Origin of the sequence: Mesorhizobium sp. M0048 (assembly GCF_040323405.1) — a bacterium.
Taxonomy (GTDB): Bacteria; Pseudomonadota; Alphaproteobacteria; order Rhizobiales; family Rhizobiaceae; genus Mesorhizobium.
This window is the reverse complement of sequence record NZ_JAMYUV010000023.1, coordinates 49,085-61,281: the sequence shown is the minus strand read 5'-3', so window position 1 is coordinate 61,281 and position 12,197 is coordinate 49,085. Positions and strand designations below refer to the sequence as shown.

At 63.4% G+C, this 12,197-nt stretch carries 13 protein-coding genes and 1 pseudogene; 5 read left to right on the top strand and 9 right to left on the bottom strand.

Annotated features, from left to right (window positions below; translation table 11 throughout):
- The first annotated feature begins 27 nt into the window (after nucleotides 1–27).
- Entirely contained in the window at nucleotides 28–1,548 is a 1,521-nt protein-coding gene (locus NKJ84_RS19515) for an FAD-dependent oxidoreductase (RefSeq protein ID WP_352507813.1), read from the top strand.
- Between the two features lie 30 nt (nucleotides 1,549–1,578).
- Here NKJ84_RS19515 and dinB read toward each other — a convergent pair.
- From dinB to NKJ84_RS19495, 4 genes and pseudogenes are all read right to left on the bottom strand, one after another.
- Nucleotides 1,579–2,819: pseudogene (gene dinB, locus NKJ84_RS19510) on the bottom strand (DNA polymerase IV).
- A 127-nt stretch (nucleotides 2,820–2,946) separates the two neighbouring features.
- Nucleotides 2,947–3,495, bottom strand: a complete 549-nt coding sequence (gene ybiA, locus NKJ84_RS19505) for a riboflavin biosynthesis intermediates N-glycosidase (RefSeq protein ID WP_352507812.1) — start codon at nucleotides 3,493–3,495, stop codon at nucleotides 2,947–2,949.
- A 98-nt stretch (nucleotides 3,496–3,593) separates the two neighbouring features.
- Nucleotides 3,594–4,052 (bottom strand): GNAT family N-acetyltransferase, encoded by a 459-nt coding sequence (locus NKJ84_RS19500; RefSeq protein WP_352507811.1) that lies wholly within the window; start codon nucleotides 4,050–4,052, stop codon nucleotides 3,594–3,596.
- Between the two features lie 71 nt (nucleotides 4,053–4,123).
- Nucleotides 4,124–4,486 carry a hypothetical protein gene (locus NKJ84_RS19495; protein WP_352507810.1) on the bottom strand — a complete coding sequence of 121 codons (363 nt, stop codon included), beginning with the start codon at nucleotides 4,484–4,486 and terminating at the stop codon, nucleotides 4,124–4,126.
- Nucleotides 4,487–4,674: 188 nt separating this feature from the next.
- On the opposite strand from NKJ84_RS19495, the gene NKJ84_RS19490 reads away from it, so the two are divergent.
- Complete coding sequence (locus tag NKJ84_RS19490) at nucleotides 4,675–4,971, top strand: hypothetical protein (protein ID WP_352507809.1); 297 nt, start codon at nucleotides 4,675–4,677, stop codon at nucleotides 4,969–4,971.
- Between the two features lie 208 nt (nucleotides 4,972–5,179).
- Here NKJ84_RS19490 and NKJ84_RS19485 read toward each other — a convergent pair whose 3' ends face one another.
- Nucleotides 5,180–5,875, bottom strand: a complete 696-nt coding sequence (locus tag NKJ84_RS19485; RefSeq protein WP_292663302.1) for an XRE family transcriptional regulator — start codon at nucleotides 5,873–5,875, stop codon at nucleotides 5,180–5,182.
- Between the two features lie 551 nt (nucleotides 5,876–6,426).
- Between NKJ84_RS19485 and NKJ84_RS19480 the strand changes: the two genes are divergently transcribed.
- Nucleotides 6,427–7,047 carry a GcrA cell cycle regulator gene (locus NKJ84_RS19480; RefSeq protein WP_352507808.1) on the top strand — a complete coding sequence of 207 codons (621 nt, stop codon included), beginning with the start codon at nucleotides 6,427–6,429 and terminating at the stop codon, nucleotides 7,045–7,047.
- 61 nt (nucleotides 7,048–7,108) lie between these two features.
- Entirely contained in the window at nucleotides 7,109–7,714 is a 606-nt protein-coding gene (locus NKJ84_RS19475) for a DUF6456 domain-containing protein (RefSeq protein ID WP_352507807.1), read from the top strand.
- 44 nt (nucleotides 7,715–7,758) lie between these two features.
- On the opposite strand, the gene NKJ84_RS19470 is transcribed toward NKJ84_RS19475, so the two are convergent.
- Both NKJ84_RS19470 and NKJ84_RS19465 read right to left on the bottom strand, forming a co-directional pair.
- Nucleotides 7,759–8,067, bottom strand: a complete 309-nt coding sequence (locus tag NKJ84_RS19470; RefSeq protein ID WP_292664589.1) for a hypothetical protein — start codon at nucleotides 8,065–8,067, stop codon at nucleotides 7,759–7,761.
- Nucleotides 8,068–8,314: 247 nt separating this feature from the next.
- Nucleotides 8,315–8,578: a hypothetical protein gene (locus NKJ84_RS19465; RefSeq protein ID WP_254819672.1), complete on the bottom strand. Its 264-nt coding sequence runs from the start codon at nucleotides 8,576–8,578 to the stop codon at nucleotides 8,315–8,317.
- A 283-nt stretch (nucleotides 8,579–8,861) separates the two neighbouring features.
- Between NKJ84_RS19465 and NKJ84_RS19460 the strand changes: the two genes are divergently transcribed.
- Nucleotides 8,862–9,140 carry a DUF2285 domain-containing protein gene (locus NKJ84_RS19460; protein ID WP_352507806.1) on the top strand — a complete coding sequence of 93 codons (279 nt, stop codon included), beginning with the start codon at nucleotides 8,862–8,864 and terminating at the stop codon, nucleotides 9,138–9,140.
- A 228-nt stretch (nucleotides 9,141–9,368) separates the two neighbouring features.
- Here the strand turns inward: NKJ84_RS19460 and NKJ84_RS19455 are convergent, their stop codons facing one another.
- On the bottom strand, nucleotides 9,369–11,339 hold the full coding sequence (locus tag NKJ84_RS19455) for an acyltransferase family protein (RefSeq protein WP_352507805.1): 1,971 nt from the start codon (nucleotides 11,337–11,339) through the stop codon (nucleotides 9,369–9,371).
- Between the two features lie 546 nt (nucleotides 11,340–11,885).
- Nucleotides 11,886–12,176: a hypothetical protein gene (locus tag NKJ84_RS19450; protein WP_352507804.1), complete on the bottom strand. Its 291-nt coding sequence runs from the start codon at nucleotides 12,174–12,176 to the stop codon at nucleotides 11,886–11,888.
- Between the last annotated feature and the right edge of the window lie 21 nt (nucleotides 12,177–12,197).

The window sequence follows — 12,197 nt, the reverse complement described above, 5'->3', positions numbered from 1 at the left end:
CCGGCTATCACGTCTGGAGGTTCCGCCATGAATGTCAGCGATGAAAGGACTGTATCGCTTTGGGCGGCAACCGAAGTCGCGCCTGAGGCGATTCCGCTCGAGCGGAGTGAACAGGTCGATGTGGTGGTCGTCGGATCTGGCATTGCCGGACTGTCGGTCGCCTACGAACTGGCGATCGCCGGGCAAAAGGTGGCGGTGCTCGACCGCGGCCGGATCGGAAGCGGCATGACGGCACGCACCACCGCGCATCTGTCGTCGATCTGCGACGACTATTTTTCGGAACTGATCAAATTGCGCGGCGAGGAACTGGCGCGGATTTACTACCAAAGCCAGTCGGCTGCTATCGACCGTGTCCAATCGATCCAGGAAGCAGAGGGTATCGCGTGTGATTTCCGCCGCCTCGACGGCTTTCTGTTTCCGGCGTCAGGCAGAAGGGAATCCGTCATCGAGCGCGAACTGGGCGCCGCTCTGAAGATTGGTGTCGACGTCGAGAAAACCGCAGGCGTGTCGTTTGCAGGCTTTTCGGATACGCCCGTCCTTCGCTACGCCAATCAGGCGACATTTCACCCCCTCAAATATCTCCGCGGGCTGGCTGCGGGCATTCGCGCGCGCGGCGGCATGCTTTATGCGGAGACCATCGTCGACAAGGTCGCGGAGACCGACGGCGGCGTCCGCGTAAGCACGGTCTCGGGCTTTACCGTGTCTGCCAGATCGGCCGTTGTCGCCACTAATTCGCCGATCAACGATCGGGTCGCGCTCCACACCAAGCAAGCGCCGTATCGGACCTACGCGATGTCGTTCGAGATCGCGCGCGACGTTTTGCCGGATGCACTCTATTGGGACACGCTGGATCCCTATCACTACGTTCGCCTGCAGCCTGGTGAAGGCAAAACCGACTTTCTGATCGTCGGTGGTGAGGACCACAAGACAGGGCAGGCCGACGATGCCGACAACCGCTTCGCGGCCCTGGCGGACTGGATCAAAAAATTGGTGCCCGATATCGGCGCGGAAACCAATCGATGGTCCGGGCAGGTGATGGAGACCGTCGACTATGCCGGGTTCATCGGCCGCAATCCCGGCAACCGGCATGTCTTCGTGGTCACCGGCGATTCCGGTCAGGGCATCACCCATGGGGTTGTTGCCGGCCAATTGGTTTCCGACCTGATCCTGAAGGGGGAAAGCCCTTGGCGGGAACTTTACGAACCCTCCCGCAAGACGGCACGCGCGATCGGCGACTATTTGGTGGAGAATGCGACAGCGATCAGGAGTTTTGCCGAGTATGTCGCGCCTGGCGAAATCGATTCCGCCGATAAGCTGCGGCCGGGAGAGGGCGCTATCGTGCGCGAAGGGCTTACCAAAGTCGCGGCTTTTCGCGATGAGGACGGCACGCTCCACAAGCGCTCGGCCGCATGTACTCATGTCGGTTGCCATGTCCATTGGAACTCATTGGAACGCTGCTGGGACTGCCCCTGCCACGGCTCGCATTTTGCCGTCGACGGCACGGCTTTGAACGGGCCGGCCGTATCGCCCCTGGCTCCTGTCGGATAATTCTTCTTTTTTTCGCCGCCGCCGCGCAACTCACAATTCCTTCTCGGCCAGCTCCCGAAATGCGTCGGGAACCGACCGCTGTAGTCCGGGCGCGACCGAGGCGTAGCCGACCGCCTCCCAGCCGAAGCGGTCGCGGATCTTGTCGATGGCGCGATCCGCGGTCCAGCGCGCCGCGCCCTTCCGGGTGCCGGGGCGGCGGCGGTCGTCGTCGAGCCCGAGCGGCAGTTCCAGTTGCAGGCCGGCATGCTGCTCCAGATGCGATACGGCGATCGCCAGCAGCGAGATTGTCTTTTCGTGCGGATGGTCGATGAGCACCTTGCGCACCAGCGCCTCGGCGATCTCGGCCAGCATCGCGGTTGCCGAAATCGGCTGGTCGAGCGTGACCGAGCGCGTCACCGAGCGCAAATCGGCAAAGCGGACGCGAACCGTCACCGTGCGGCCGGGCCGGGATTTCGCACGCAACCTGGTGGCGACCCTGTCGGCCAGATGCAGCAGGGCGGGGACGAAGACCTGCTCGTCGGCCGGTTTTCGGCCGAGCGCCGATTGCGCGCCGGCCGAGCGCGCCCGGCGCTGCGTCTCAAGCTTGCGCGGATCGCGGTTCCACGCCAGCGCGTTCAGTTTCTCTCCCGCCGCCGGCCCGAGCAGGCGCTCCAGCGCGCCACTGTTGGTCTTCGCCAACTCGCCGATGTGTTGACGCCGATACCGGCCAGCCGCTCCCTGGTGACCGGGCCGATACCCCACATCAGCCCGACCGGCAGGTGGTGCAGGAACTCCAGCTCGTGGCGCGGATCGACCACCACGAGCCCGTCGGGCTTGGCCACTTGTGAGGCGATCTTGGCCAGATGCTTGGTGCGGGCCACGCCGACCGAGATCGGCAAGCCGAGCTCGGCCCGCACGCGGCGGCGTATCTTGCCGGCGATCTCGGCCGGCGAGCCGAAGAGGTGGGTGCAGCCGGCGACGTCGGCAAAGGCCTCGTCGATCGAAATCCGCTCGACCACCGGCGTGAAATCGCCGAGCACCTTGATTGCCGCATCGCCCAGCCGCTGATAATCCTTGAAATGGCCGCCGACGAAGATGAGTTGCGGGCAGAGTTCCCGCGCCCGCCGTCCCGGCGTGCCGCCGCGCACGCCGAACGCCTTGGCCTCATAGGATGCGGCAAGCACGACCCCGCCGCCGACGGCAATGGGCTTGCCGCGCAAGGCCGGGTCGAGCAATTGTTCGACCGAGGCATAGAAGGCATCCAGATCCGCGTGGAGGATGTTGGCTTCCATCCGGCCCGTTCGCCCGCGGCCGCTCGAACGCCGCATTGTCTCGCGTTATGATAGGAACATAAAGAGAACATTGCGGGCGAATTGTCAAGCAGCGCGGGGGCCGCCGATGACGGGCGGACGGCAATGTTCAGCCGCGCAGCCGATCGCGGGCCTGCATGAGCGCGAATCCCAACAGGTTCTCGCCGCGCCACAGCAGCGGGTTAGCCGCCCTCTCATCATCCGCCGCAAGGCCGATACCCCACACCCGGTCGACAGGGCTCGCCTCGACCAGCACCCGGTCATGCGTCGACAACAGATATTCGCACAGCGCCGCGTTCTGACGGAACTTCTGAAAGCTCCCTTCAGTCACGATGCGATATTTATTCGTGTCCCATTTGGCCCCATCGAAGCCGCTTACCTGCCGGCCAAGCTGCTTTGCCTGCTTGGGGCTCGCCGCCCTGAGGATTTGCGTTGCGGTCTGAGCATCACCAAACAGGCGTGCCTTCTCGGCCATCATCCAGTGTTCGGCAGTCGGATAGCTCAGGCCCTCGACGGTAAAGGGCGAATGCCACCACTGACTGAAGCACGACGCGGTTGTGCGGCCGTCCTTGGACGGCTCATGGCCCCAGAAGAACAGGAACTTCTGTCGGGGCTTTGCGCGAAAGGCTTTTTCAAGCCACGGTCGGTCGTAAATCATGGGCGAATGGAGCAAGGCGATAGGCCGGCTTGTCAATGCTCCATCCAGGGTGGGGTAGCGAAGATGAGCAGTGGCGCTGAATGCGATGAAATGCTGATCTACAGCGCCATCTTGTAGCCCAGATGACTGGCGGTGAAACCGAGGCGCTCGTAAAAAGCGTGCGCCTCCCGTCGACCTTTGTCCGTGGTGAGTTGGACGAAGCTGCAATTGCGCGAACGGCACGTTTCAATCGCCCATTCGACCATCAGTCTGCCGACGCCGCGCGAGCGCCATTGCCGGGCGACGCGAACGCCTTCGATCTGGCCGCGCCAGGCACCCTTCCTGGAGATACCCGGAAGGAAGGTGAGTTGCAGGGTCCCGACCACTTGCCCGGCCTCGACAGCCACGGCCAGCAACTGGTTGGGATCGGCATCGATTGCGCTGAAGGCATCGAGATAGGGTGGCGCAAGCGGCGTGGATGGGTCTTCCCGGTCTGCACCGAGCACATCGTCGGCAAGCATTGCAACGATCGCCGGCAGGTCGGGCGCCTGCGCGGCACGGAATTCGATCTCGCTCATCGCGCGAAGACATACGGTGCGACGTCGGCGATCGCAATATCCGTTTTGACTTGCAAGGGAGGCGCGCGCCTTCAGGTGATCTCGAGCGCCCAGAGGCGGTGGCCGTAGCGGCGGAAGAAGCGGGCGAAGAGGCGCTGCTGTCTGGCACGGGCGAGGTCGGCGGCGCGCCTTTCCTGCCGCCAGCGCGGCATGTTGCGGAACATCGACAGGAAGCGGGCGGCGTCCTCGAGTGCCTCCTCGGCTGTCTGCGCCGGGCGGATCGCCGCCAGGAACAGAACGCGGCTCAGCTTCATCTGGTCAATCGCCGCCTTGCGCTGGCGATGGCCCTGGCGTGCCTTGCGGATGCCGTCCTGGCGGATGGCCGCGAAAGCGGCAAGCATGGCCGGGCTGTCGCCGCTATAGCCGCAGGCATGGGCGAACTGGGCTGGGTTCATCGTCGCTCCCTTGCTGCCGGCCGGCTGCGGTTCTGTGGCTCGCGCCGATTCCAGTCCGCATGATATATAAGCATAACTCAAATAATCTAACAAGCGAAACTTTAACTCTGATGTAAGCGGAACCGACTCGACTCCGCCCCGAAAACCGATAATGATATGGAACAAAGCAGGAACAATGGGGATGGACTATGGCATTAGCGGGCAAGGAAGCGACGATCGCCGATGTCGTCTCGATTGCCGTCGAGTGCATCGATTGCGGCCGTAACAGGTGGTGGAAGCCGGCCGAGCTCAAGCGGCATGGGGTGAGGCCGGAGACACCGCTATCAGCACTTTCGGGGCGCCTCATCTGCAAGGCCTGCCGTGCCGATGGCCTGCCGGGCGCCGCCGTTTCGATCCAGGCCGCCTTCATCGACGACCGGCAACGGGTGCGCGCCGAGGCGCGCCTGCTCAACGGTCGAGAGCCGGAGCAGTCGAGGCGGGCTTGAGGGGGGAACTTCCTTCTCCCCTTGTGGGAGAAGGTGGCCGAGCGAAGCTCGGTCGGATGAGGGGTGTTGGACGGATCGCTACTAGGAAGACGTAAGGCTCTAAAAATCGTTCCGTATTTTTGACGCCGAGTTTCTTCCAGCCCTCATCCGGCTCGGCGCTGTGCGCCGATCCACCTTCTCCCACAAGGGGAGAAGGGAAAGCGGTCCGTCAATACCCCAGCAGTTCCTTGAGCGGGATGACGCGGAAGACGTTCTTGATGGCATAGCGGTTGAAGGTCAGGGTCTTGGGCGGATTGTACTGTTCGACGATCAGCTCAGCGGCGGTGCGCTTGACCAGCTTCTTGATGAAGGCCTTGCCGTTTTGCTCGTTCTCCTCGGGCAGCGTCTCGATCACCACATGATCGCCGGGCACGGCGTCGCGGCCGCCGCAATAGATCATCTCGCCGGGCTCGTAGCGCGGCACCATCGAATCGCTCAGCACGTGCAGCGCAAACACGTTGCGCAGATGCCGGATCCCCGGCGGCCGCTGGACATAGCCGGCCGGCTGGCCGTTGAAGGTGAAGTCGCCATCGTCGCCGCCGACGGCGGTGCCGAGAAGCTGGATATCCATCGGCCCGGCGGGCAGGGGGCCAGGATCGGTGACGATCTCCGCATCGGCAACCGGCCCGGCATCTTCGAGGAAGACGACCTCGCCCTTGCCGAGCGCCACCGGGTCGACGCGCAGGAAGGCGGCGGTCTTCAAAAGGTTCTCGGTCTTGGGCAGGTTGCGCCCGGTTTCCCAATTGCCGACGGCAGCGACGTCGGTGTCGTTGTGCTCGGCAATGTGGCGCATCACCAGGCCGCGCTGCTTGCGCGCCCGGCGGATCGCCGCCCCGACCTTGATCGACAGTGCAGTTTTCGCCATGGCTCCATCTGAGGCATAAGATTCGGTTTCGTCTATGCAAGAATCGCTTGCATTTCTGTTTGAGTTATGCTCTTATACGCTCATGCACAAGTCGCTTCACCAGCTTTCGGTCCTCGAATCCTCCCTTCAGCGCGCCGGCAGCGCTCGCCTAGAGGCGGTAGCGCAACCGATCGCCAAGGCCATGCATGTGCCAAACCTTTCCCCTTCGTCGCGGCTGTCCTCCTCCCCGGCCGGGACGATGCCCGAGGCTCGCGCCTCGGATCCGGCAGCGCAAGCGCCGGAACGGCCGGAGCCGTTCCCCTCACGGCTCCGGATACGAATTACCCGTCGACCGGCAACGCGGATGCCGCGGTTTCCTGGATCCGTACCGAAGATGGCACGGTCATCGCGTTCGACAAGCGGAGGGGCAAGGCAGTGTCCGGCGCAACAAGGCAGGCGACCGAGATGAAGCTCGACCGCAGCAGACCACGAGAAGGCTGACCGCCTTTCAAGCCTGAGGCGGGCGAAGCCGGCGCCGCACACACAACCATCTTTGCAGGGAACAAAACATCATGGCCGCCCGCTATTCCGCCTCGGAACTGGAACAAATCGAGAACTGGCTGATGAGCGGATTGTCGGCCGCGAAGATCGCTACCCGGTTGACCGCGCTCGGCGGCCGCCCGGCCTCGCGCGCGGCCATCATCGGCATCGTCCACCGCACGGCCCCTTTGCGCGCCATCGGCCTTGCCAGGTCCAAGGGCTGGTGTGGCGGCCGGCATGGAAAATCGGCGCCAGAGCCGTCGAACCCCGCCGGCCAAGCAGGGGCAGTACCGGCCGAGCCACGCTGCCGCCCCGCCAGGCTGTCGGCCAGGCTGGCGCCGCCCGCCTGGCAGCCGGGTCCGGCTCGGATCACCGGGTCCGATGGCGAGCCGCTCGAAATGCCGGCGCCGCGCCCGATCGCCGCCGGTGGCCGCCAGCCACATTTCGCCGCCATGCGCTTCATCGATTGCCTTTTCGACCGTTGCCGAGCGCCGCTCTACACGACGCTGCAGGAGGATGCCGAAAACGATGCCACCGGCAGTCGCCCCGGTTTGGACATGCTGTGCTGCGGGCTGCGCACAAAGCCTTCGAAAAGTTATTGCGCCTATCACGCGGCGCGCTTCCTGCGCACGCTGCCGGCCGAAGCGATTTGAGCCCAGTGGATGACGGAAATTCGCCAGAGCCCGACGACGGAAAACCAGGAGGACCGAGCCGATGAGCAGCAAAACCGCCCAGAAGACCAAAGCCAGGCCGCCGCGATTGCCGAAGGGCGAGGCCGAGCAGGTGCGCATCCGCAAGGAGATCGGCCATGATTTCGCGCTGAAGGACGACAGGTTCGGCCGCAAGCGGCTGGCCAAAGGAACGCAGGAGGCGGCGCGCCTCTATGAGGTCTCCAATGACGGCCACACCGCGACCGGCGGCATCGTGCGGGTGCGCAATGTCGACCCGCTGAGCGGCCTCACCTCGCTGTCGCGCCAGCAGCGCGAGGCGGGGATGCGCTACCGCCAGGATTTCCGCAGTTCGTCGGAGGCAACCGCCAAGCCGATGGCTTGGGCCGAGCGTGTCGACGGCGGCCGCACCGGCAGCGGCGTCGCAGAACACATCCTGTCCGCCGGCCGCGACCATGCCGAGGCCACCAGGGCGCTTGTCCATTGGGAGATCGCCGGCATCGTGCAAAAGGTCTGCTGTGCCGACGCAACGGTCAAGAGCCTGGCCGAACAGGCGGGCGAACCGCGCGACGTGGTGGTGAAACTACTCAAGATCGGGCTCGACATATTGGCCGTGCATTACGGCATGATGCTGATGCGCAAGCCGAGATGAGGAGCCCCGCCGATCCGGCCGGCACTACCGGCCGGATCGATCCGTCAACGACGGCAGACACGGATTCTTTCGATGATCCGGTGGTGATGACGCCAGTGCCTGATGACTTCGGTATGGCAGCGCCGGTGGTACCGGTACCGGTAGCGCGGCGCGTAGTCCTCGTTATAGACATCATAGCGGTAACGGGGGACGTACTCATCGTCGTAATCGGAATACCGATGGTGGCGATAATAATAGTCGTCGTCATAGCCGTTGCCGATGCCGATCGTGACGCTGCCGCCGGCATTGGCCGGGCCAATCACGGAAGCCGCCGAGGCGATGGCGATCACCGAGGCAAGCAGGAGCTTCTTCATAGCTACCTCCTTCATTAACGTCCCTCTAATAGAAAAACCCGCGAGGGGCAGGCTCGTTCCACAAATTAGCAAGATGCCCCCAACTGAGAGCCCCAATTAGCGCCGCGTGGGCGAAAATGCCTCTGGCTGTGCGGCAGGGTGGCCGTCGACGCAAGCCTCGAGCTGGTTGTGGTCCGCGCCGTATGTATCCCGGCGTCCCGTCAAAACAGCGACACTCGGGCGGTGCCAGTCCCGTCACCTTGCCGATCTATAGGACATGCCCCAGTTCCAGCAAAACGAAAGCGGTCGCACCCAGCACAGCGAGGGCGTAGGCCGCATAAAGAACAAGCAGCATCACCTCAAAGTCCCGGACGAAACTAGCGGCAATCCTGGTCTCCTGAGGCTCCGCTTTCTCGATGCGGTCGGCTTCCAGCTGCTCCGTTGCCACGACGAGGCAGACTATCCTGTCGTTGTCGGCCGCCTGCAATATCCGTTCGGTCAAATCGACTGCAATCACTGGATCATCGGCCAACTGATCCCGCGATAGCCGGCTTTCAGTGACGGTCTGGATTTCACGCTTTCTCACGCACGCATAATTGCGCCGACTAAATTAGGTTCCACTGAAATACATAGTAAAATACATAGATTGCGTCCACCCGATCGCATGGGTGAGGCGTGAGCCCTGCTGGGCGTGGAACCACCGCCCGAGGCCCGCATTTGTCGACCGTCGAGGCGAATCTCGATCCGCATCCTCCGATCAAAGGGCGCCGGCTTCTTCATAGGCTGCTACGGTGCGCCAGTGCTGGTAGGTCGCAATGCTAAAGCCGCCAAACCTTCATATCGCGAACGCAGCGCCGACGTCTTCGGTTCTGACCGGTTATGACGAAGATCGCATGCTTACTTATATCCGGCTGCTCGATGCTTCGGCGGAAGGAACCGATTGGCGCGAGGTCGCCCGTATCGTTCTGCACATTGATCCGGAGCGGGAACCGGAGAGGGCTTTCCGGGCGTGGGCGACACATTTGGCGCGTGCACGATGGATGACCAGGAAGCGGAACGAACCGCGCCAATTGCATGATGAGTGGTGGGGATGAGCACCATCTAGGAACTGCCGTCCCGGTCTGGCCGTTGAGGGAGGAGGCCAACATGGAAAAGCGACCAATGACTTCTTGGCGAGCCAATACTTTCGAGCTGTGCTGCCTTCTTGCAGTTCCGCTGTCGCTTATCCTTACCGTTTTACTGGCTGGTCTCATCCTTAGCTGACCTGGCGTGGGTTGCTCGCCAAGGGCTGGTCGGTCGTGATCCGACAAGATCCCGCACTGTTACTTCACAGCCGCCGCCATCACATCCGAAAACAGCGCCCGTTCCACCGCCGGCTCCAGCGTTTCGGCGAAGGGCGTTGCCAGGTGGTGGCGGTCGCGGAAGGCTAGTTTGCCGTCGATGAAGACGTGGCAGGTGGTCTGGTCGCAAAACCGGTCGGTCATGTCGATGTAAGTGGCGTTCGGCGTCGAGCGCACGATGTCGCGCTCGACTGTGGCGATGTCGTCGTTTGCCGCCATGATCCTCGGCGTGTCGCATGTCGCGGGCGTCTGGCCCCGCCACAGAGCGCGCGCCACGCATTTGTCGGCGTAGCTTGCATTGTAGGGCACGTCCCTGATGACCGCGACCTTGATGCCGGCCTGGCTGAAGGCCTGAAGCGTCCAGGCGAGGCCCGTCCGCCACTGCGCTTGCCAATCGGCGTGCTTCAACTCCTCGGGCGATTCCTTCATCACATTGCCGATCGAGAATTCCGAAATCACCACCAGTTGCGGGTGCAGCGCGATGATGTCCTGGACCGACTGCTCGCGCCACTGGTCGCATTCGGTGTAGTCGCGCTTCAGCCGCCAGTTCCAGGTCGTCACCCGCGAAGCCCGGCAGGAGGATTTGAGAAAGGTGACGACGCGAAAATTGTTCTTCTCGGCCGCCTTGATCAGCGGCGTCGACCAATGGTCGGCATGCGAGTCGCCGAACAGCACGACGGAGCGCTGGGCATCCTTGCGGCCGAACATGCAGGGCTTCGGCTTGACGGTCTCGAAATCGAGCACGCAGCCGCCATTGGTCGCGCGCACGGTGGAGAGCTGGGCGGCGCTGTCGGCGATGACGTGCTGTTCGGGGCTGAGATTGTGCTCGGCAAAGCGCGCATTGCCATAGGCCGCGACCACGCCGGCGCCGGTCAGCGCGGCGGCGGGCACCAGCGCCCGCGCTGCTCCGGCCATCAGCCAGCCGTTGCGGCGGATCGGGTTCTCGATGAAATGATAGGTGAACATCGACAGAACCAGCGTCAGCGCCGCGCAGGCAAAGCGGTCCAGGATGGACAGGTTGGGAACCACCATTGCCGCGTAGACGATGACCGGCCAGTGCCAGAGATAGAGCGAATACGACAGCCGGCCCAGCCATTGCATGGGGGGCAGCGCCAGCACGGCGCTCGGCAGATTGCGGCCGCCGCTGCCGCCGAGCAGCAGCAGCACGGTGCCGGCGACAGGCGCCAGCGCATTCACCCCGGGAAACGGCGAGTCTTCGTCCAGCATCAGATAGGCCCAGGCGATCAGCACCAGACCGAGGCATGCCTGGAGCGTGGCCAGCAGCGGCCGGTCGCGCCAGATCTTTGCCGGCGCCATGGTCGCGAGGCCGCCGGCGGCGAATTCCCAGGCCCTGAGAGGCGAGAAGTAGAAGGCCCAGGGCTGCGACACTTCCGTCAGCCAGGCGCAGGCGGCGAAGGAGGCTAGGCCGGCGACGCCAATGACGATTATAGCGGTGCGCTTGCCCGGGCGCAGCCATGCGGCCATCAAAAGCAGCGCCGGCCATGCCAAATAGAACTGTTCTTCGACCGACAGCGACCAGAAGTGGATGAAGGGGTTGTTGGTGGCGTCGGCGGCGAAATAGTCGAACGACCAGCGGATCAGCCAGAGGTTGATCATGTAGGCGGAGGCGAACATAGCGCCTTTCGAATAGAGCGCCTGTTCCTCCGGCGACAGGATGAAGTAACCAGCAAACAGCGTGGCGAGAATAACGAACAGTGCCGCCGGCAGCAGGCGCCGGGCGCGCCGGGCGTAGAAGCGCCAGAGGTTCAGCCGCCCGGTTTCGGTTATTTCCGTAACCAGGTGTTTTGTAATCAGGTAGCCGGAGATGACGAAGAAGATGTCGACGCCAGCAAAGCCGCCGGGCAGGCCGGAGAGACCAAAATGGAAGGCGATGACACCCGCCACCGCCAGTGCGCGCAGCCCTTCGATGTCAGGCCGAAATGATGCCGACACAATCACCTCGTGCAAGGAATGCCCACCTCGCAGAGGCTCGACCCGATGCGCCGATATTGCAATGCAACAAATCTAACGCAGTGCAACATAGGGCGAGGGGACAGGCTCCTCCCACTCGTCGCATGGGCGATTCGCTCACATTGGCGGTTCAGTCACGAGGCGATTGATATGGAAGCGAAGGGTGCCGAGGCGATCAGGCCTTTTTTCAAAAACTCGGCCTTCAGCACCAGGCCCTTCACCTGCCTGGTGCTGCATTCGATCTCGCCTGGATCGCCGGTGCCGGCAATGCCATGCGGAGGCTAACCGGCGGGCTGCGAGCAGACGGGACCGCTCGGGGTGGCATTGCCACTCCGCGACATGCGTTCCGACCAGGCCATGCCGATGGCGCCACGGCAATCGAACAAAAGCCGTGGCCTTCATTGCGCGGATATTCCGGCGTAGCGACGTCAAATGGCTAAGCCGCCGTGCAGACTGGAAGGTCGCGCAATGACGGACCTGCCCGCCCTTTCGCTTGGTCCGTTATTGCGATCGGCAAGACGCCGGCGGTCACTTGTTACCGAGCTGGTTGGCCATCTTGCAGAAGTCGGCATGCGTCTTGGCAATGCCGGCGTCGCTGCATTCCTTCAACACCATGGCCCGGTCGCTCGTGGAGATGGCCATCCATGCGGTCTTGAATTCGGCTTCCGACTTCATGCTCTTCATGCCGGCGTCGGTGAAGAAGGGTGACATTTTCTGCGGATCGTCGAGCGCCGAAGTGCCAGTGGCACCGGCGGCAAGCGCTGCGCCGGTCATCATCGAAAGCGCCATCGCGCCCATGCAAAGCATCTTGATGTTCATGATCATTCCTCCTGAGCTGCT